This is a genomic window from Pseudomonas sp. BAV 4579 (assembly GCF_009765395.1).
Lineage (GTDB): Bacteria > Pseudomonadota > Gammaproteobacteria > Pseudomonadales > Pseudomonadaceae > Chryseomonas > Chryseomonas aestiva.
On sequence record NZ_WHOV01000003.1, the window covers coordinates 23,002 to 43,601 of the forward strand.

Annotated in this window: 16 protein-coding genes; 11 read left to right on the forward strand and 5 right to left on the reverse strand. The window is 65.0% G+C overall.

Annotated features, from left to right (window positions below):
• The first annotated feature begins 81 nt into the window (after positions 1-81).
• From GSQ95_RS01235 to acs, 7 genes are all read left to right on the forward strand, one after another.
• Entirely contained in the window at positions 82-1,497 is a 1,416-nt protein-coding gene (locus tag GSQ95_RS01235; protein WP_133861922.1) for a sigma-54 dependent transcriptional regulator, read from the forward strand.
• Between the two features lie 698 nt (positions 1,498-2,195).
• Complete coding sequence (locus GSQ95_RS01240) at positions 2,196-3,587, forward strand: polynucleotide adenylyltransferase PcnB (protein ID WP_158895237.1); 1,392 nt, start codon at positions 2,196-2,198, stop codon at positions 3,585-3,587.
• Positions 3,584-4,087 carry a 2-amino-4-hydroxy-6-hydroxymethyldihydropteridine diphosphokinase gene (gene folK, locus GSQ95_RS01245; RefSeq protein WP_178118455.1) on the forward strand — a complete coding sequence of 168 codons (504 nt, stop codon included), beginning with the start codon at positions 3,584-3,586 and terminating at the stop codon, positions 4,085-4,087. The genes GSQ95_RS01240 and folK overlap by 4 nt, the downstream gene beginning before the upstream one ends.
• 129 nt (positions 4,088-4,216) lie before the next feature.
• Entirely contained in the window at positions 4,217-5,017 is an 801-nt protein-coding gene (panB, locus tag GSQ95_RS01250) for a 3-methyl-2-oxobutanoate hydroxymethyltransferase (RefSeq protein WP_158895241.1), read from the forward strand.
• A complete protein-coding gene (panC, locus tag GSQ95_RS01255) occupies positions 5,014-5,871 on the forward strand; it encodes a pantoate--beta-alanine ligase (RefSeq protein ID WP_158895243.1) in 858 nt (285 codons plus the stop codon). Before panB ends, panC begins: the two co-directional genes overlap by 4 nt.
• A gap of 181 nt (positions 5,872-6,052) precedes the next feature.
• Complete coding sequence (pgi, locus tag GSQ95_RS01260; RefSeq protein ID WP_158895245.1) at positions 6,053-7,717, forward strand: glucose-6-phosphate isomerase; 1,665 nt, start codon at positions 6,053-6,055, stop codon at positions 7,715-7,717.
• Between the two features lie 126 nt (positions 7,718-7,843).
• Complete coding sequence (acs, locus tag GSQ95_RS01265; RefSeq protein WP_158895247.1) at positions 7,844-9,787, forward strand: acetate--CoA ligase; 1,944 nt, start codon at positions 7,844-7,846, stop codon at positions 9,785-9,787.
• A 52-nt stretch (positions 9,788-9,839) separates the two neighbouring features.
• Here the strand turns inward: acs and GSQ95_RS01270 are convergent, their stop codons facing one another.
• Positions 9,840-10,292 carry a PA2169 family four-helix-bundle protein gene (locus tag GSQ95_RS01270; RefSeq protein WP_133861929.1) on the reverse strand — a complete coding sequence of 151 codons (453 nt, stop codon included), beginning with the start codon at positions 10,290-10,292 and terminating at the stop codon, positions 9,840-9,842.
• Between the two features lie 77 nt (positions 10,293-10,369).
• Positions 10,370-10,729, reverse strand: coding sequence for a BON domain-containing protein (locus GSQ95_RS01275; protein ID WP_017640375.1), 360 nt, complete (start codon positions 10,727-10,729; stop codon positions 10,370-10,372).
• 365 nt (positions 10,730-11,094) lie between these two features.
• Between GSQ95_RS01275 and GSQ95_RS01280 the strand changes: the two genes are divergently transcribed.
• The 3 genes from GSQ95_RS01280 (at position 11,095) to GSQ95_RS01290 (ending at position 16,340) form a co-directional block, all read left to right on the forward strand.
• Positions 11,095-14,601, forward strand: a complete 3,507-nt coding sequence (locus GSQ95_RS01280) for an EAL domain-containing protein (RefSeq protein ID WP_158891535.1) — start codon at positions 11,095-11,097, stop codon at positions 14,599-14,601.
• 87 nt (positions 14,602-14,688) lie between these two features.
• The gene (locus GSQ95_RS01285) at positions 14,689-14,880 is read left to right on the forward strand and encodes a hypothetical protein (protein WP_158891533.1); all 192 of its coding nucleotides are present in this window, start codon (positions 14,689-14,691) and stop codon (positions 14,878-14,880) included.
• A gap of 200 nt (positions 14,881-15,080) precedes the next feature.
• Positions 15,081-16,340 (forward strand): sodium:proton antiporter, encoded by a 1,260-nt coding sequence (locus GSQ95_RS01290; protein ID WP_158891531.1) that lies wholly within the window; start codon positions 15,081-15,083, stop codon positions 16,338-16,340.
• Between the two features lie 54 nt (positions 16,341-16,394).
• On the opposite strand, the gene speD is transcribed toward GSQ95_RS01290, so the two are convergent.
• Positions 16,395-17,189 (reverse strand): adenosylmethionine decarboxylase, encoded by a 795-nt coding sequence (speD, locus tag GSQ95_RS01295; RefSeq protein WP_158891528.1) that lies wholly within the window; start codon positions 17,187-17,189, stop codon positions 16,395-16,397.
• Between the two features lie 265 nt (positions 17,190-17,454).
• Positions 17,455-17,877 (reverse strand): OsmC family protein, encoded by a 423-nt coding sequence (locus tag GSQ95_RS01300; protein WP_158891526.1) that lies wholly within the window; start codon positions 17,875-17,877, stop codon positions 17,455-17,457.
• Between the two features lie 209 nt (positions 17,878-18,086).
• On the opposite strand from GSQ95_RS01300, the gene crp reads away from it, so the two are divergent.
• Positions 18,087-18,731: a cAMP-activated global transcriptional regulator CRP gene (crp, locus tag GSQ95_RS01305; RefSeq protein WP_017640369.1), complete on the forward strand. Its 645-nt coding sequence runs from the start codon at positions 18,087-18,089 to the stop codon at positions 18,729-18,731.
• A gap of 58 nt (positions 18,732-18,789) precedes the next feature.
• Here crp and GSQ95_RS01310 read toward each other — a convergent pair whose 3' ends face one another.
• The gene (locus tag GSQ95_RS01310) at positions 18,790-20,571 is read right to left on the reverse strand and encodes a BCCT family transporter (RefSeq protein WP_158891524.1); all 1,782 of its coding nucleotides are present in this window, start codon (positions 20,569-20,571) and stop codon (positions 18,790-18,792) included.
• Between the last annotated feature and the right edge of the window lie 29 nt (positions 20,572-20,600).

Below are 20,600 nucleotides of genomic sequence, written 5' to 3' on the forward strand. Positions count from 1 at the left end.
GCATTCGGAAGTCCAGACGACCGCGACAACACACGCTGCCTGGCGTGGGTCGTCTTGCCTTCCCGTAAGAGAGCGCACTTGATGGCCCATATCCTGATTGTCGAAGACGAGAAGATCATCCGTTCGGCGCTGCGCCGCCTGCTCGAGCGCAACCAGTTCCGTGTCAGCGAAGCCGGCTCCGTCCAGGAAGCCCAGGATCTCTACGACGTTTCCAGCTTCGATCTCGTCATCAGCGATCTGCGCCTGCCCGGCGCCCCGGGTACCGAGATGATCGATCTCGCCAAGGGCAAGCCGGTGCTGATCATGACCAGCTACGCCAGCCTTCGCTCGGCGGTCGATTCCATGAAGCAGGGTGCGGTGGACTACATCGCCAAGCCCTTCGATCACGACGAGATGCTGCAGGCCGTGGCGCGCATCCTGGTGGAACGCGAGCAGCGGCCGCCGATGGTCGCCGAGGAAAGCGTCACGCCGGCACCGGCCACCGGCGAGATCGGCATCATCGGCAACTGCGCGCCGATGCAGGACCTCTTCGGCAAGATCCGCAAGGTCGCGCCCACCGACTCCACCGTGCTGATCCAGGGCGAATCGGGTACCGGCAAGGAACTGGTGGCGCGGGCACTGCACAATCTGTCGCGGCGCGCCAAGGCGCCGCTGATCTCGGTCAACTGCGCGGCCATTCCCGAGACCCTGATCGAATCCGAACTGTTCGGCCACGAGAAGGGCGCCTTCACCGGCGCCAGTGCCAGCCGTACCGGCCTGGTGGAAGCGGCCGACGGCGGCACCCTGTTTCTCGACGAGATCGGCGAATTGCCGCTGGAAGCCCAGGCACGCCTCTTGCGCGTGCTGCAGGAAGGCGAGATTCGCCGGGTCGGCTCGGTGCAGTCGCAAAAGGTCGATGTGCGCCTGATCGCCGCGACCCACCGGGATCTCAAGGGCCTGGCCAAGATCGGCCAGTTTCGCGAAGACCTCTTCTATCGCCTCAATGTCATCTCCCTGCGCCTGCCCGCCCTGCGCGAACGTGGCGGCGACGTCATGGAGATCGCCCGGGTGTTCCTCGCTCGCCAGTCGGCGCGCATGAGTCGTCCAGGCCTGAAGCTCGGCGCCGAGGCCGAGGCCGCCATCCGCCACTACAGCTGGCCGGGCAACGTGCGCGAGCTGGAGAACGCCATCGAGCGCTCGGTGATTCTCAGCGAAGGCCAGGAAATCAATGCCGATCAGTTGGGCATCGACGTCGAGCTCGGCGAACTGGAGCTGGCCGACAGCTACCTGGATCCGCTGCCCAGCTCGGGGCTGGGTAACGGCAATGGCGCCCACGAGCCCACCGAGGACCTGTCGCTGGAGGACTACTTCCAGCACTTCGTGCTCGAACACCAGGACCACATGACCGAGACCGAGCTGGCGCGCAAGCTGGGCGTCAGCCGCAAGTGCCTGTGGGAACGTCGGCAGCGCCTGGGCATCCCGCGGCGCAAGGCCAGCGCCAGCAGCGACGCCTCCTGATTCATACCGGGACGTGACCGCCCTGCACGTCCCGCGGTAACACCTCTCCAGCCCCTCCCCCATCCTTTGCAATGTGTTACCGCCGTAACAGCCGGCGGGTTCAGCGGTAACGAAAATCTGCCTGTAGCCCCTGAGCAAAAAGGCTACATTTTTCGTAAACCACTGAAAATAAAGGAGTTTATAAAACTGGCACGGCATCTGCTCTATGTTCTCGCACAAGAACAATAAGAACGTACCCCAGCCATAACAAAAACAAGACGTAGCGACTCCAGCACTATAAGAACAAGCAGGCGGAGGCGTAGCTAACTGATCATTTTGGAGAAGAGTCGTCTAGCGGGATGGTCCGCGCGATGTCAGGCCAGAGAACAACAAAACTGCCCCGAGGCAGCACCCGTACCAGGCAGAGCAGGAATGATCCTGACGACATCAGCTTCCAAAGTAATCCGTTTGCTTTTGGCTCTAGACTTCAGAGCCCTTCCGGCGGCAGGTAACCGCACGGAACAGACCACACAAGAAAAACAAGAGCTCTGGATAAACAATAAAAACAAAGCACGTACCACTTTGGGGGGGAGCTTCGGCTCCCCCAGTGCCTTTGACAGCCTCCCCTCCCTCGTTCAAGATCCCCTTCTTATCTATTGCGCAACGGTTCCCGCTGTGGGCCAGATTGCGAATAGCCGTCTCTCCGAACAGAAACTCGCATGCTGAAGAAGCTGATCCAGACTCTGCGCTCGCCCCTGCGGCGTACTCCGCCCGCGCCTGCCCTGCCCATCGAACTGCCCCGCAGTCAGCATGCTCTGGAACGAGAGCGCATCAGCCGCTACGCCCTGAGCGTCGTCGAGCGGCTGGAAAAGGCGGGTTATCAGGCCTACCTGGTGGGCGGTTGCGTCCGGGACCTGCTGCTGGGCTTCGAGCCCAAGGACTTCGATGTCGCCACCAGTGCCACGCCCGAACAGGTGCGGGCCGAATTCCGCAATGCACGGGTCATCGGCCGGCGTTTCAAGCTGGTCCACGTGCATTTCGGCCGCGAGATCATCGAGGTCGCGACCTTCCGCGCCAACCATCCCACCGGCGATGCCGAGGACGAGGCCCAGGGCTCGCGCCATGAAAGCGGCCGGATCCTGCGCGACAACATCTATGGCAACCAGGAACAGGATGCCCAGCGGCGCGACTTCACCATCAACGCGCTCTACTACGATGCCAGCGGCGAACGCATCCTCGACTACGCCAATGGCACCCAGGACATCCGCCTGCGGCAGATCCGCCTGATCGGTGACCCCGAGCAGCGCTACCAGGAAGATCCGGTACGGATGCTGCGCGCCGTGCGCTTCGCCGCCAAGCTGGACTTCCAGATCGAGACCGCCACCGCCGAACCCATCAGTCGCCTGGCACCGCTGCTGCGGGACATTCCCGCACCGCGCCTGTTCGACGAGGTCATCAAGCTGCTGCTCGGCGGCAAGGCCGAACGCACCTTCGAACTGCTCTGCCAGTACGGCCTGTTCGCCCCGCTGTTCCCGGCCAGTGGCGAAGCCCTGGAACGCGACCCGGAATACGCCGGCAGCCTGATTCGCCAGGCCCTGGCCAATACCGATACCCGCATCCGTGAAGGCAAGCCGGTCACTCCGGCCTTCCTGTTCGCCGCCCTGCTCTGGCCGGCGCTGCCCGAGCGTGTCCGGCATCACCAGGACCTCAGTCTGGCGCCGATTCCGGCCATGCAGGAAGCCGCCCACGACCTCACCGTGCAGCAGTGCCAACGCACCGCCGTCCCCAAGCGCTTCACCCTGCCGATGCGCGAGATCTGGGACATGCAGGAACGCCTGCCGCGCCGTCAGGGCAAGCGCGCCGATCAACTGCTGGAAAATCCGCGCTTCCGCGCCGGCTACGATTTCCTCCTGCTGCGCGAGAGCGCGGGCGAGGAGACCGGCGGCCTGGGCGACTGGTGGACGCGCTACCAGGAGGTCAGTGACAGCCAGCGGCGCGAGATGATCAAGAACCTCAGCCGGGACGAAGGCGCACCGGTCAAGCGACGCCGCCGCGGCGGCAGCAATCGCAAGCGGCGCACCTCGGATGCGCCCACCGCCGGCGACGAATGATGGAAAGGGTCTATCTCGGCCTGGGCAGCAACCTGGCCGAGCCCCGGCAGCAACTGGACGCCGCCCTGGAGGCCCTGGCCAGCCTGCCCGAGAGTCGGTTGGTGGCGGTCTCCGCCTTCTATGCCAGCGACCCCCTGGGCCCGCCCGACCAGCCGCGCTACGTCAATGCCGTCGCCGCGCTGGACACCGCCCTCGCCCCCCTGGCGCTGCTCGACGCCACCCAGGCCATCGAGCAGCAGCAGGGCCGCGTGCGCAAGGACGAACGCTGGGGTCCGCGCACCCTGGACATCGACATCCTGCTGTTCGGCGAACGGCTGATCGACGAGCCACGCCTGCAGGTGCCGCACTATCACCTCCAGGCCCGCGCCTTCGTGCTCTATCCGCTGGCCGAGCTGGCCCCCTCACTGCATCTGCCCGACGGCCGCCGCTTGCCGGACCTGCTGTCCGCCTGCCCTTTCGAAGGCCTGGAACGGCTGCTACCGTCGTCACCCAGCCGGTAACACAGCCGTAACACCGGGCATTGACTTGTGCCGGACGCGCCGGGACTATAGCAGCCGTTTGCGCGCGGCAACCCCGCGCCCGCGGCGCCCAGACAACAACCATAGCGCCGTCCCACGAGGACCCCTTGCATGCCTGATATCAGCCTCACGACCCTTCAGGGGCTCAAGCAGCGCGGCGAAAAGATCGCCATGCTGACCGCCTACGATGCCACCTTCGCCCAGGCCGCCAGTCAGGCCGGCGTGGAGATGCTGCTCGTCGGCGATTCCCTCGGCATGGTGCTGCAGGGTCACGACAGCACCCTGCCGGTGACCCTCGACGACATGGTCTACCACACCGCCTGCGTCAAGCGCGGCCATGCGGGTGCCTTCATCGTCGCCGACCTGTCGTTCATGACCTATGCCACCCTGGAGCAGACCCTGACCAGCGCCGGTCGCCTGATGCAGGCGGGGGCGCAGATGGTCAAGCTCGAGGGCGATGCCTGGCTGGCGGAGCCGATTCGCCGCCTGGCCGCCAATGGCGTGCCGGTCTGCGCCCACCTGGGCCTGACGCCCCAGTCGGTCAATGTCTTCGGCGGCTTCAAGGTACAGGGCCGCGATCCGCTCCGCGCGCAGCAGCTGCGCGAGGCCGCGCGGGAGCTGGAAGAAGCCGGCGCGGCCATGCTGCTGCTGGAATGCGTGCCCTCGGCGCTGGCCGAGGAAATCACCCGGGCCGCCCGGGTGCCGGTGATCGGCATCGGCGCCGGTGCCGCCACCGATGGCCAGGTGCTGGTGCTGCACGACATGCTCGGTCTGGCCCTGCGCGGGCGCACGCCGAAATTCGTGCGCAACTTCATGGCCGGTCAGGACAGCATCCAGGCTGCCCTGGCGGCCTACGTCGCCGCCGTCAAGGACGGCAGCTTTCCCGCTCTCGAACACGGATTCTCCGCATGAAAACGGTCCATAGCGTCCGCGAACTGCGCGCCGCCGTCGCCGCCGCGCGCCGCCAGGGTCTGCGCATCGGCCTGGTGCCCACCATGGGCAATCTGCACGCTGGCCATATCGCGCTGGTGGAGACCGCCCGGCGTCACGCCGACTTCGTGGTGGCGAGCATCTTCGTCAATCCGCTGCAGTTCGGCCCCGGCGAGGATCTGGACACCTATCCCCGCACCCTGGCGGAAGATAGCCGCCAGCTGAACGAGGCCCATTGCGATCTGCTGTTCGCACCGGCGGTGGCCGAGATGTATCCCAACGGCATGGACGGCCTGGCCCGGGTAAACGTCCCCCAGGTGTCGGAAGGCCTCTGCGGCGCACGCCGGCCCGGGCATTTCGAGGGCGTGGCGACGGTGGTCACCAAGCTGTTCCAGATGGCGCAACCGGACGTGGCGGTGTTTGGCGAAAAGGACTATCAGCAGCTGGCGGTGATCCGCAAGCTGGTCCAGGACCTGGACATGCCCATCGAGATCGTCGCCCAGCCCACGGTGCGGGCCACCGACGGCCTGGCGCTGTCGTCCCGCAATGGCTATCTCGACGACGACCAGCGCGCCAGTGCGCCCTGCCTGTACAGCCTGCTCAGGCGGCTCGCCGATCAGCTCGCCGCCGGCGCCGCGGTGGAGCCGACCCTGGCCGCCGGTGTCGCCGAACTGCAAGCTCAGGGGCTTAGGGTGGACTACCTGGAACTGCGTGAGCAGCTGAGTCTGCAACCGGCCGGGCCGGACACCTCGGCGCTGGTTCTGCTGGTGGCGGCCTATCTCGGCCAGACCCGCCTGATCGACAACCTGAGCTTTCGCCGCAGGGCCCGAGTGTGACGCAACCGAAGGTTAGCTCACCCGCTCCTGACTGAACCCTGGAAGCCCGGAACATACCGGGCTTTTTCATGCTCGAAGCGCGGCGCCACGACCGGCGTCTCGCGGTCACCGACTTTCTCTTGCAAGCCAGCGGCTTGTGGGGCACAACAGCAAACAAGAGCCACCAAGGAAAAGCCTACCCATGGAGTACTATCAACATCCCCTCGACGTGACCCAGCTCGCCTCCTGGAAAGCGCTGCAAGAGCACCGCAAGGCCATGCAGAATTTCCGCATGCGCGACGCCTTCGCCGCCGACCCGCAGCGGTTCACGCAGTTCTCCCTGAACACCAGTGGTCTGTTCCTCGACTATTCCAAGAACCTCATCACAGAGCAGACCCGCGAGCTGCTGGTGAACCTGGCTCGCGAAGCGGGCCTGGAAGGCGCCATCCGCACCCTGTTCGACGGCGCCTACGTCAACTCCTCCGAACACCGCCCCGCCCTGCACACCGCCCTGCGCCGCCCGGTGGGCGACAGCGTCCAGATCGACGGCCAGGACATCATGCCCGAGGTGCACCGGGTCCTGAACCAGATGACCCAGCTGGTCACCCGCATCCACAACGGCCTCTGGCGCGGCTACACCGAGAAGCCGATCACCGACGTGGTCAACATCGGCATCGGTGGCTCCTTCCTCGGTCCGCAACTGGTCTCCGAGGCGCTGGTGCCCTTCACCCAGCGCGGCGTGCGTTGCCACTACCTGGCCAACATCGATGGCAGCGAATTCCGCGAGGTGACCTCCAAGCTCGCCGCCGACACCACCCTGTTCATCGTCTCCTCCAAGTCCTTCGGCACCCTGGAGACCCTGAAGAACGCCCAGGCCGCCCGCGCCTGGTGCCTGGCCCAGGGCTGCCCGGAGCCGGAGCTGCACAAGCACTTCATCGCCGTCTCCAGCAACGTCAAGGTGGCGGTGGAATTCGGCATCGCCGAAGAGAACATCTTCCCCATGTGGGACTGGGTCGGCGGCCGCTATTCGCTGTGGTCGGCGATCGGCCTGCCCATCGCCCTGGCCATCGGCATGTCCAATTTCAAGGACCTGCTGGCCGGCGCCTATGCCATGGACCAGCACTTCACCAGCGCCCCCTTCGAAGAGAACATGCCGGTGCTGCTGGGCCTGCTCGGGATCTGGTACGGCAATTTCTGGGGCGCGACCAGTCACGCCATCCTGCCCTACGACCACCACCTGCGTAACTTCGTGAAGCACCTGCAGCAGCTGGACATGGAGTCCAACGGCAAGAGCGTGCGTCAGGACGGCTCGCCGGTGAGCGTGGAGACCGGCCCGGTGATCTGGGGCGGCGTCGGCTGCAACGGCCAGCACGCCTACCACCAGCTCTTGCACCAGGGCACCCAGCTGATTCCCGGCGACTTCATCGTGCCGGTGGTGAGCCACAACCCGGTGGCCGATCACCAGCAGTGGCTCTATGCCAACTGCCTGTCGCAGAGCCAGGCGCTGATGCTGGGCAAGACCCGCGAAGAAGCCGAGGTCGAACTGCGCGAGAAGGGTCTGGGCGAAGCCGAGATCGCCAAGCTGGCGCCGCACAAGGTGATCCCGGGCAACCGCCCGAGCAACACCCTGGTGCTGGAGCGGATCTCGCCACGGCGCCTGGGTGCGCTAGTGGCCCTGTACGAGCACAAGGTGTTCGTGCAGAGCGTCATCTGGGGCATTAACTGCTTCGACCAGTGGGGCGTCGAGCTGGGCAAGGAGCTGGGCAAGGACGTCTACCAGCACATCATCGGCCGCAGCGAAGGCAAGGCCGACGATGGTTCGACCCAGGGGCTGATCGACTACTTCCGCGGTCGTCACCGCGGCTGATCGATCAAGGTCCGCTCGAAAAGGCGCCGCTCTGCGGCGCTTTTTTCGTTTTATCGCCTCGCTGAACCCCGGCAGGCCATCCGCGGCCTAAACTGGGAGCACAACAACACCAAGAAGGAGCCGGCCATGAGCCAACGCTATCCCGTGCCCGAGAGCCTGAGTGCCCGCACCCACCTCGACGAAGCTCGTTATCGCGAGCTCTACCAGCGCTCGGTGGAACAGCCGGAGCGTTTCTGGAGCGAGCAGGCCAGCGCCCTGCTCGACTGGTCGCGCACCTGGGACGAAGTCCATAGCGGCGATCTGCGCCAGGGCCGGACCCGCTGGTTCAGCGGCGGCCAGCTCAACGTCGCCTACAACTGCATCGATCGCCACCTCGCCGCCCGCGGCGACCAGACTGCCATCCTCTGGGAAGGCGACGATCCCGCCGACAGCCAGGTCATCAGCTATCGCCAGTTGCACGAGCACGTCAGTCGCCTGGCCAATGTGCTCAGGGAGCGTGGGGTCGGGAAAGGCGACCGAGTCTGTCTCTATATGCCGATGATTCCCGAGGCAGCCTACGCCATGCTCGCCTGCGCGCGCATAGGCGCGGTGCATTCGGTGGTATTCGGCGGCTTCTCGCCCGAGGCGCTGCGCGACCGCATCCTCGATGCCGACTGCCGGGTGGTGATCACCGCCGACGAGGGTGTGCGCGGCGGCAAGCGTGTCCCGCTCAAGGCCAATGTCGACAAGGCCCTGGCCAAGTGCCCGGAGGTCCACACGGTGGTCATGGTCGAACGCACCGGCGCCGGCGTGGCGCGCCAGGAGGGGCGCGACCTGCCCTATGCCCAGGCGGTGGCCGCGGCGTCGCCCGACTGCCCGGCAGAGCCCATGGACGCCGAGGACCCGCTGTTCATCCTCTACACCTCCGGTTCCACCGGCAAACCCAAGGGCGTGCTGCACACCACCGGCGGCTATCTGCTGGGCGCCACCCTGAGCTTCAAGTACCTCTTCGACTACCACGAGGGCCAGGTCTTCTGGTGCACCGCCGATGTCGGCTGGGTCACTGGCCACAGCTATATCGTCTACGGCCCCCTGGCCAATGGCGCCACCACCCTGATGTTCGAAGGCGTACCGAGCTATCCCGATGCCAGTCGCCTCTGGCAGGTGGTGGACAAGCACCAGGTCAACATCTTCTACACCGCCCCCACCGCCCTGCGCGCCCTGATGCGCGAAGGCGACGGGCCGGTACAGCGCACCTCGCGCAAGAGCCTGCAGCTGCTGGGCAGCGTCGGCGAGCCGATCAATCCCGAGGCCTGGGAGTGGTATCACCGGGTGGTGGGCGAAGGGCGCTGTCCCATCGTCGACACCTGGTGGCAGACCGAGACCGGCAGCATCCTCATCGCCCCGCCCCCTGGCGCCCTGGCGCTGAAACCGGGTTCGGCCACCCTGCCCTTCTTTGGCGTCCAGCCAGTATTGCTGGACGAGCAGGGCAAGGAGATCGACGGACCCGGCAGTGGCGTACTGGCGATCAAGGCCAGCTGGCCGAGCCAGATCCGCACCGTCTATGGCGACCACCAGCGCCTGATCGACACCTATTTCAGCGCCTATCCGGGTTACTACTTCACCGGCGACGGCGCACGCCGGGACGAGGATGGCTACTACTGGATCACCGGGCGGGTGGACGACGTGCTCAACGTGTCCGGTCACCGCATCGGCACCGCCGAGGTGGAGAGCGTGCTGACCGAACATGCGGACGTGGCCGAGGCCGCCGTGGTGGGCTGCCCCCACGAGGTCAAGGGTCAGGCGGTCTATGCCTTCGTCACCACCAAGGGCGGGGTGACGCCGAGCGACGAACTCAAGGCCCGCCTGCGCCAGCAGGTGGCCGACGAGATCGGCAGCTTCGCCAAGCCGGAATTCCTGCAGTGGGCACCCGCCCTGCCCAAGACCCGTTCCGGCAAGATCATGAGACGCATCCTGCGCAAGATCGCCTGCGACGAGCTGGACAGCCTGGGCGATACCTCGACCCTGGCCGATCCGTCGGTAGTCGACAGCCTGATCGACGCCCGCCTCAATCGCACGCCCCAAGGCTGAACGCCAACCCAAAGAAAAGCCCCGCCTAGGCGGGGCTGTTTCTGCGAGCGCCTTAGTGGGCGGCTTGCATACGGTGCTTCAGGTCACGCATGCGATCATGGGTCGCACGGGCCTTTTCCAGCTGGCTGCGCAGGTTGGCCTGGGCATCCGGGGTGGCGTGTTCGTTGACGGCACGCTCCAGCGCGTGCAGCAGGCGATCTTCCTGCTCTTCCAACTCGCTGACGTAGGTGACTTCTTCCTTTTCCTTGCTGGCAAAGGAGGTTTTGACGTCGGTGTAGTACTTGCGGAAGCTGCCGGCGAAGGTGCCTTGCTCGGCGGGCTTCTCACCCGAGGCCGATACCTGGCTGCTCAGGGCGCTGATGATCTCGGCCTTGCTCTGGGCGATCTCGGTGAACAGAGCCTTCAACTCGGGGTTCTTCACTTCGGTGAGGGCGTGCTCGTAGAAATTCTTGCCGTCACGGGCGATCTCGATCAGATCGTTGAGGGTTTCGGTCGTGCTGGTCATGGCAGTTCTCCGGGGCGAAGGACAGGGGGTGATGGCAGCGCGCGGCGCCGCCATCGTGCCGGGTGTACCGGGCGTTCTTACTGGGCGGCTTTCAGCGCGTCAGCCGATACGGCCTTGACGCCCTTGATGGCCTTGGCTTCCTTGATCGCCAGGTCGCGCTGGGCTTCGGTCGCCACGGTGCCGGACAGGGACACGACACCCTTGTTGGTCTCGACCTTGATCGAGGTGCCCTTGATGTGTTCGTCGGCCAGGAAGGAAGCCTTCACCTTGCTGGTGATCCAGGTGTCGGACGCGGCTTCTTCGGTCTTGTCCATGGTGTTGTTGGCGGCCAGGGTCATGTTCTGGCTGGTGGCAGCAAAGGCACCGCCGGCCAGCGGCAGGCTCAGTACGGAAGCGGTAACGGCAGCGAGGGCAAAAGTACCGAAAGTCTTTTTCATGAGATGACTCCTGTTTTCCTTGGTTGTACTGCGCCAGGTCCTGGTAGCAGCGACCTAGATGTAGAGCGCAACGGCCGCGCCGAATTCCAAGATTCGTTAAAGACATTATTAATCAATGGCTTATGAATAAAATAGGCAGACGAGGGGCGGGCAAAATGCAATTGGCAGGTGGATAGGCCTGGTAATTTGCACGAGGTCAGACGACTCTTGAGCCTGGATGGGAAGAGCGGCCTGCCAGGGCACCTCGCCCGATAAAGCCAGACTTATGGAAAGGTTTCCACGTGACCAGGCCAGAACTGCCATCCCTTTATCCGGTTAAAGTCCAATCGAACCCGACACCTGCGATCGGGCCTTGAGGAACCGGCATGCGGCCTCTTTCTCCTGCGCGCATTGCCCTGGTTTATCTGCTGCTGAGTGCCCTCTGGGTGATCGGCAGCGATGGGCTGTTATATCTGCTGGTCAGCGATCAGGACAGTGTCTATCTGTGGCACACCCTGAAGGGTCTGGCCTTCATGAGTCTGCTGTCGCTGGTGCTCTATGCATTGCTGCGGCGCCAGGTCAGCTATCGCGAAGGCTTCATCGAAGAACTGCAGAACCAGCGTGCCACCCAGGATTTCGTCCAGCGCCTGACCAACACCGGCGACTGGCAACTGACGGCCGATGGCCGCCTGCTCTGCTCCGAACGTGCCCTGTTGATGCTGCACCAGCCCAAGGGCAGCGATCCGCTGGATTTCGCCACCATCGCGGCCTGCGCCCGTGTCGATGACCGTGATCATGTGCACAGCATGCTCGAACGCCTGCAGCACATGCAGGGCCCGCTGAATTTCTCCGCGCATTTCGCCGATGGCCAGGACAGCTGGCGCTGGCTCAACTGGCAAAGCGACTTCGACGAAGCCGGCACCACGCGCGGTGCCCTGGTCGACATCACCAGCCACAAGCTGGCCGAGCAGGCGCTGCAGGACAGCCAGAGACGCTATCGCGAACTGGTCCAGCACCTGCCACTGGTGGTCTTCGCCAGCGATCACCGTGGCCGTTGGCAGTTTCTCAATCCGGCCTGGGAAGCCCTGACCGGCCAACCCGCCAGCCAGCAACTCAACCACCCCCTGGATCAGGCCTTCCACCCCCAGGATGGAGCCCGATTGCGCCAGCTGGTGGCCGATTTCGCCGCCGGTCAGCGCCTGCACTGGAATGGCGTGGTACGGCTGCGCCTGTCGGTGGAAAGCCATCGCTGGATGCAGATGGAGCTGCGCGCCGGTCTCGATGGCGAGATCCAGGGCACCCTCACCGACATTCATCACGATTACCAGGCGCAGCAGCTGCAACAGGCCCGCAGCGACGTCCTCGACGATCTGCTCACCGGCCTGCCATTGGCGGAGATCCAGCAGGGCATCGCCCAGCGACTGGAACGGATCTATCCGGAGATGCGCGTCGCCCTGTTGCTGGACGACCAGGGCGAGCATCTACGGGTCGCCGCCGCGCCAAGCCTGCCACCTGCCTTCCAGGCGGCGCTGGAAAGCGTGCCGCGCAGCCGCCACGACCAGGGCTGCTGCAGCGCCGTCACCACCAATGCCCCGGTGTTCACCATCGATGTCGAGCTGGATCCGGCCTGGCAGCAGCTGCTGCCGGCCGCCCAGGCGGCCGGCATTCGCGGCGCCTGGGCCCTGCCCCTGCAGGACGAGCAGCAGCGCGCCGTGGGCGCCCTGGGCGTCTACTACGGAGAGGCGCGGCTGCCCGAGACGGAAACCCAGGCGCTGATCACCGAATTCACCCGCCTCGCAGTGCTGGCCATCCGCCAACAGCGCGTGGTCCAGGCCCAGCGTGCGAGCGAGGCACGTTACCGCGGCATCTTCGAGCAGGCCTACACCGGCATCATGCTCAGCGACCTGGAAGGTCGCTGGCTGAGCGCCAACCACCACTTCTGCCAGATGCTCGGCTACTCGCAACCGGAATTGCTGCAGAAGGGCACCGCCTCGGTGACCCATCCGGACGAGCGCGCCCTGGGCGCCACCCTGCGCAAACAACTGGTCGACACCGGTCAGGACCGCTATACCCTGGAAAAACGCTATCTGCATCGCAGTGGCCAGCCGGTCTGGGCCAATGTCACCACGCGCCTGATCCGCGACGACCAGGGGGTGCCCCAGTATTTCATCAGCACCGCCCAGGACATCACCCTGCGCAAGCAGCAGGAAGAAAGCCTGCGCCAGGCCGCGGCGATGTTCCAGAACAGTCGCGACGGCCTGCTGCTGCTCGACGAGCGCCGCTGGATCCTGGCGGTGAATCCGGCCTTCGCCCGCCTGCTGGGCGCCCAGGAAGGCACCCTGCTCGGCCAGCGGCTGGGACTGCCCGGCGGCGGTCGCCAGGACCAGCGCTTCTACCGTGAACTCTGGCGCACGGTGCGCCGCGAGGGCCGCTGGGAGGGCGAACTGCTCTGGCCGCGCCTCGACGGCACTACCTTTCCGGCCTGGACCGCCATCGACACCCTCTACCCCCGGGAAACCCGGCAGTACACGGTCACCGTCAGCGATACCACGCGCCTGCGGGAAAGCGAGGCGCGCCTGAGTCACCTGGCGCATCACGATCCCCTAACCGACCTGCCTAATCGCCTGCTGGCGCGCACCCATCTGGAGCACGCCCTGGCCCTGGCCGAGCCCCAGGAATACCTGGTCGCCGTACTGATCCTCGACTTCGACCATTTCCGCACGGTCAACGAAAGCCACGGCCATGCCCTGGGTGACGAACTGCTGGTGGAATTCGCCGCCCGCCTGCGCGCCCTGCTCAGCGAGGACATCACCCTGGCGCGCATCGGTGGCGACGAGTACCTGGTCATCATCGAGCGGATCGACCGGCCCGAATTCGCCGCCCAGATCGCCCAGGCCATGCTCGGCAAGCTGGAGCAGCCCTTCCATCTCGGCGAGCACGACATCTATCTCAATGCCAGCATCGGCATCAGTCTCTTTCCCGACGATGGCGCCACCGCCGATGACCTCATCCGCAATGCCGACACCGCCATGCACCAGGCCAAGGACCAGGGTCGCGACACCTTCCGCTTCTATACCCAGGCCCTCACCGAGCAGTCGCGGCGGCGGCTGAATCTGGAATCGCGGCTACGCACGGCGCTCAAGCGCGGTGATTTCGTCCTCTACTACCAGCCGCTGATGAGCGTCAGCACCGCCCAGACCATTGGCGTCGAAGCCCTGGTGCGCTGGCGGGATCCGGAGCTGGGGCTGATCCCGCCCACCGAGTTCATTCCGCTGGCCGAGGAGACCGGACTCATCGTGCCGCTGGGCGACTGGATCATCGAAAGCGCCTGCCAGCAGATGCACAGCTGGCTCGCCCAGGGACTGGAGCTGGAGACCCTGGCGATCAACATCTCGCCCCGGCAATTCGCCAAGCGCGACCTGGCCAGCACCATTTCCCGTGCCCTGGCGCGCAGTCGCCTGCCGGCCGAGAATCTGGAGCTGGAGATCACCGAAGGCACCCTGATGAACAATGTCGAGGAGGCGCTGCTGTCCCTGGCCACCCTCAAGACTCTGGGGGTGCGCATCGCGGTGGACGACTTCGGCACCGGCTATTCCTCGCTGGCCTACCTGCGCCGCTTCCCTCTGGACAAGCTCAAGATCGACCAGAGCTTCATGCACGAACTGCGCAGCGATAGCGGCACCCACAGCAGCCAGGCCATCGCTGCGGCCATCGTCGCCCTGGGCCAGGGGCTGGATCTCGACGTGCTGGCCGAAGGGGTGGAGACCACCGAGCAGTGGGACATCCTGCGCAAGCTGGGTTGCCAGCAATGCCAGGGCTTCCTGTTCAGTCCGCCGCTGCCGCCGGACGAGTTCGAGGCCTGGTATGCCGAACGGCAGAAGGCGCGCGCCTAGCGGCTAAGCGACGAATGTCACGGTATTGCAATCAAAACCGCTCTAGACTCGGGTTTCCACTTTCCGTCTGTCCCCGAGGGTACCAGTATGAAGATCGTGGTTCGTCCCCTGCGCAAGTCCACCACCAGTGCCTGGCAGGTCTGCATCGACAAGCAGGCCATCACCTTTCTCAGCGAAGCCGATGCCCGCAGCTACGTGGCCACGCTGGAGGCACGCATCGCCGCGCCCCATCCGTTGCCGCTGCGGGAAGCGACCACGGGAATGGCGGCGCCGCTTTAGGCCGGTAGCACCCTGACCGTCTGTCTTCTGGATCACCCTGGCGTCGCCCGTTCTGCGACGGCCCAGGGCGGTTCACGGCGGTTCCTCGGCGAACGATTGGCTAGCCAGCTATCGAAAATGTAACTTTTGCGGCGTCCGCCCCATCCTACCCCTAGGCCCTGCGTTCGCAGGGGCTCGCTGTCTGATGGATCTGGAACGCCATGCTCGAACTCGCTGCTGCCTTCATCTGCTTCACCTCGCTGCTCACCTACCTCAACTATCGCTTCGTCGGCCTGCCGCCCACCATCGGCGTCATGGTCATCGCGCTGATCTTCTCGGTCGGCCTGCAAAGTCTTTCCTGGCTCGGCTTTCCCGGCCTGGAACACCGCATCGGCGAATTGCTCGGGCAGATCGACTTCAATGACCTGCTGATGAACTGGATGCTCGGCTTCCTGCTGTTCGCCGGCGCCCTGCACGTCAATCTCAAGGACCTGCGCGACTACAAATGGGCCATCGGCGGCCTGGCGACCCTCGGGGTGATCATCTCGACGGTGCTGATCGGCTATCTCAGCCACTTGATCTTCGGCTGGCTGGGCTGGCACGTCGACATCCTCTACTGCCTGATCTTCGGTGCCCTGATCTCTCCGACCGATCCCATTGCCGTACTCGGCATCCTGCGCTCGGCCGGCGCGCCCAAGTCACTGGAAACCACCATCGTCGGGGAGGCGCTGTTCAATGACGGCGTGGCCGTGGTGGTCTATTCGGTGCTGCTGGGAGTGATCCAGCTGGGCGAGGCGCCCACGGTCAACGCGGCGCTCTGGCTATTTCTCGAAGAAGCCGGTGGCGGCATCCTGTTCGGCCTGCTGATCGGCTTCGCCTGCTACTGGCTGATGCTGAGCATCGAGCAGCATCAGATCGAGGTGATGCTGTCGCTGGCCCTGGTGATCGGCGGCTCGACGCTGGCCAGCCACCTGCACGTCTCGGGCCCCATCGCCATGGTGGTGGCCGGTCTGATCATCGGCAACCTGGGGCGAACCAAGGCAATGAGCGACTTCACCCGGCGTTATCTGGACGGCTTCTGGGAGTTGATCGACGAGATCCTCAACGCCCTGCTGTTCGCCCTGATCGGCATGGAGCTGCTGGTACTGCCGTTCAGCTGGGCTCACCTGGGCGCGGCGCTGCTGGTGACCTTGGCGATCCTCTTCGCCCGCTGGATCAGCGTGGCACCGGTGGTGCTGCTCAGCCCGCACTGGCGCAACATGACCCGTGGCACGGCGCGCATCCTCACCTGGGGTGCGCTGCGCGGCGGGGTCTCCGTGGCGCTGGCGTTGAGTCTGCCAGCCGGTCCGGAACGGGATCTGATCCTCGCCCTGACCTACATCGTGGTGCTGGTTTCCATCCTTGGCCAGGGCCTGACCATCGGCCGAGTGGTCAAGAGCGTCACCGGTGGCGCCCCGGTCGCGCGCGACGAGCAGCACTGATCCCCGGAAACGAGAAACCCCCGCCATGGCGGGGGTTTCTGGGTACCCGAGCGATCAGCGCGGCAGGTTGCGGCCGGAGAAGATCTCGCGCATCTCGTGCTTGAGGCGCTGGGTGTTCTGCTGACGCTGTTCGGAGGAGAGGCTGCGGGAGGCGTCGCCGAACAGATAGTTGTCCAGCTCGAATTCCTTGAGCAGCATCTTGGTGTGGAACAGGTTGTCCTGATACACGTTCACGTCGGTCATCTGGTAGGCCGCGCGGGTGTCTTCGGACAGGTAATTCTGGATCGAATTGATCTCGTGGTCGATGAAGTGCTTGCGCCCTTCGATGTCGCGGGTGAAGCCGCGCACCCGGTAGTCCACGGTGACGATGTCCGAGTCGAACTGGTGGATCAGGTAGTTCAGGGCCTTGAGCGGGGAGATCACGCCACAGGTGGAGACGTCGATGTCGACGCGGAAGGTGGCGATGCCGTCGTCCGGATGGATCTCCGGATAGGTGTGCACCGTGATGTGGCTCTTGTCCAGGTGGCCGAGAATGGTCTCGCGCAGCGGGCCGGGCGACTCCTCGATCTGGCTCTCGGTCGGCTCGACCGGTTGCTCGGAGATCAGGATGGTCACGCTGGCGCCCTGGGGATCGTAATCCTGGCGAGCGATATTGAGGATGTTGGCCCCGATGATATCGACCACGTCGGTCAGGATCTGGGTCAGACGCTCGGCGTCGTATTCCTCGTCGATGTACTGGACATAGGCCTGTTGATCTTCCGACGTCTCGGCGTAGCAGATGTCGTAGATGTTGAAGCTCAAGGTCTTGGTCAGGTTGTTGAAACCATGAAGCCTGAGTTTGCTTTTCACGGTGGTAAAGCTCCCGTCGTGCGGTCTCTGACCGCGGTCCTGAGTGCCCGTCAGTTGCGGATTGCGCAAGCTGCGTAGGGCGGCGAACACCTCTTCGCGATGGCGATTGGCTGTACTTGTCGGGGGCTTGCCCCTTAAGAGCGGCGCATTATGCAGATCGGCAGCGGCTGGGGCCAGAGTCTGCCGGGCCCAGGTGATGAATTGATGTCGGCGGGAAGGGGTGACGCGGAGGGCGACGCCTGCACGGGCGTCGCCTGCAAGAGCATCAGGCGAGTTCGACGAGTTCGTAGCTGTGGGTGATCTCGACGCCGGCCCGACCGAGCATGATGGACGCCGAGCAGTATTTTTCCGCCGACAGCTCAATGGCGCGCTTGACCTGGGCCTCCTTGAGACCCCGGCCCTTGACCACGAACTTCAGGTGGATACGGGTGAACACCTTGGGCTCGGTGTCGGCGCGGTCGGCTTCGAGGAAGGCCTCGCAGCTTTCCACCGGTTGCCGCGCCTTGCGCAGGATGCTGACCACGTCGTAGCTGGCGCAGCCGCCCAGGCCGATCAGCACGGTTTCCATCGGCCGCACGCCGAGGTTGCGACCACCGCTTTCCGGCGGGCCGTCCATGACTACCACGTGGCCACTGCCGGATTCACCGAGGAACATGGCCTCGCCTGCCCACTGGATGCGCGCTTTCATCGCTTTCGTCCTACTTATATATGCAAATGGTGATCAGCTTAACATGCTGGATGGCGTAAACTGGGGCGCAGTGAAGGGTTATTCAGCTCGCATTTAAGCTGCGCATGTTCTTATCCGGTCTTTGGATTGGAACCGGCGCAGCCTGTGCATGCACCGGTTCGGACCTCGGTGCCCCCGACTCAGGTTAGCTTTCAACCTCAGGAATCAGCATGGCCGCTATCATCCCACCCGCGAAGTTACAGCACATTGACAAGCTGCTAGCGCACTGCTCGCGTCGCCGCTATACCGCAAAAACCACCATCATCTACGCTGGCGACAACAGTGAAAGCCTGTTCTTCATCCTCAAGGGTTCGGTGACCATCCTCATCGAAGACGATGAAGGCCGCGAAATGATCATCGCCTATCTCAATGCCGGGGACTTCTTCGGCGAGATGGGGCTGTTCTCCAAGGAAGGCAGCGAGCCCGAGCGCAGTGCCTGGGTGCGTGCCCGTACCGAGTGCGAAGTCGCCGAGATCAGCTACGGCCAGTTCCGCGAACTGAGCCAGCACGATCCGGACATGCTGTTCTCCCTCGGTCGCCAGATGGCCGAGCGCCTGCGCCAGACCACCCGCAAGGTCGGCGACCTGGCCTTCCTCGACGTCACCGGTCGCGTGGCCCGTACCCTGCTCGACCTGTGCAAGCAGCCCGACGCCATGACCCACCCGGATGGCATGCAGATCAAGATCACCCGCCAGGAGATCGGCCGCATCGTCGGTTGCTCCCGCGAGATGGTCGGTCGTGTGTTGAAGTCCCTCGAAGAACAGGGTCTGGTCCACGTCAAGGGCAAGACCATGGTGGTGTTCGGCACCCGCTGAGCCCGCTTGGCGTGCCCCTGCCAGCAGGCGGGGGCCGCTCCCCCCGCCCATGCTGGCTTCAGTTCTCGACCTGCGGCTGGACCTGCGCGACCCGCACCGGGGCCTTCGCGTCGACGGTCTTCTCGTCATTGCCCTTGGCTTTGGGCTCGCCCACGACGAAGTGGAATTCTTCACCGTGCTTGACCGCGCCATAGAGCACCGCCTTCTCGATCAGCTCGGTACCGCGCAGATGCCGCAGCATCAGCGGATCGCAACGCAAGTCGCGATAGAGCGCCAGGCACAGCAGCGCCATCACCACCACGAAGGGTAGCGCGACCACAATAGTCAGATTTTGCAGGCCGTTAAGCGCCGCACCCGGGTTGCCCGGGTCACCGATGGCCAGCATGATCGCCGCCACCGCGCCGGTGAGGGCGCCCCAGAAGATCACCGTGCGCCGCGAAGGCTCGGTGGTGCCGCGCTCGGACAGGGTGCCCATCACCAGGGACGCGGCGTCGGCGCCGGACACGAAGAAGATCGCCACCAGCACCATCACCAGCACCGAGGTCACCGAGACCCAGGGATAGCTGGCCAGCAGGTCGTAGAGGGCGAAGTTGCTGTTCACCGCGCCGTCGACCAGGGTGAAGGCGCCCAGGCGCATGGCGTCGATGGCCGCGCCACCGAAGATGACGAACCAGACCACGCTGACCAGACTCGGCACCAGCAGCACACCGGTGACGAACTGGCGGATGGTGCGACCGCGACTGATGCGGGCGATGAACATGCCGACAAAGGGCGTCCAGGAAATCCACCAGGCCCAGTAGAACACCGTCCAGCTGGACAGCCAGTTGCCCATGGCCTCGCCACCGCTGGCGCTGGTGCGCGCCATCATCTCCGGCAGCAGGTCGATGTAGTCGCCGATGGCGGTGGGCAGCAGATTGAGCATCAGCAGGGTCGGACCGGCGACGAAGACGAACAGCGCCAGAGCCACCGCCAGCACCATGTTGGTGTTGGACAGCCACTGGATGCCCTTCTCGACCCCGGACACCGCGGAGATGACGAAGGCCACCGTCAGCACCGTGATGATGCTGATGTAGAGCATTTTCCCGGGTTGCTCGATCCAGCCGTTATGTTCGAGTCCGCCGGCGATCTGCAGGGCGCCCAGACCGAGGGAGGCCGCCGAACCGAACAGGGTGGCGAAGATCGCCATCATGTCGATGACGCGACCGACGGGGCCATTGGCGTGTTCGCCGATCAGGGGGCGAAAGGCCACCGAGATCAGCTGGCTGCGACCGCGCCGATAGGTGCCATAGGCGATGGCCAGCCCGACCACGGCATAGATGGCCCAGGGATGCAGGGTCCAGTGGAACAGCGTGGTCGCCATGGCCACCTGCAGGGCGGCGCTGCTCTGCCCCGCGGCGCCACCGGGCGGCGGATTGAGATAGTGCGACAGCGGTTCGGCGACGCCAAAGAACATCAGGCCGATACCCATGCCGGCGCTGAACATCAGCGCCACCCAGGAGAGGGTGCGGAATTCCGGCTGCTCGTCGTCGCGCCCCAGGGGGATCCGCCCATAGCGACTGGCGGCCAGCCAGATGACGAAGACCACGAAGCCGGTGGAGGTGAGCACGAACAGCCAGCCGAAGTGGGTGATCACCCAGCCCTGGGCGGTCGAGGCGCTGCTGGCCAGGCTGGCCTGGCTGATGAAGCCCCAGATCACGAAGGCCAACGCGGCGATGCTGGTGACGCCGAAGACGACCCAGTCGGTGGTGCCGGCGAGTCGCCGATCCCGGCGCGACTCCTCGGTCCGGGAGGGATCGGTGACGCTGATATCAAGTGTTTCGCTTTTTTCTTCCGTTGCCATGGTGCTTGCTTGCCCTGGTTATGGATGGC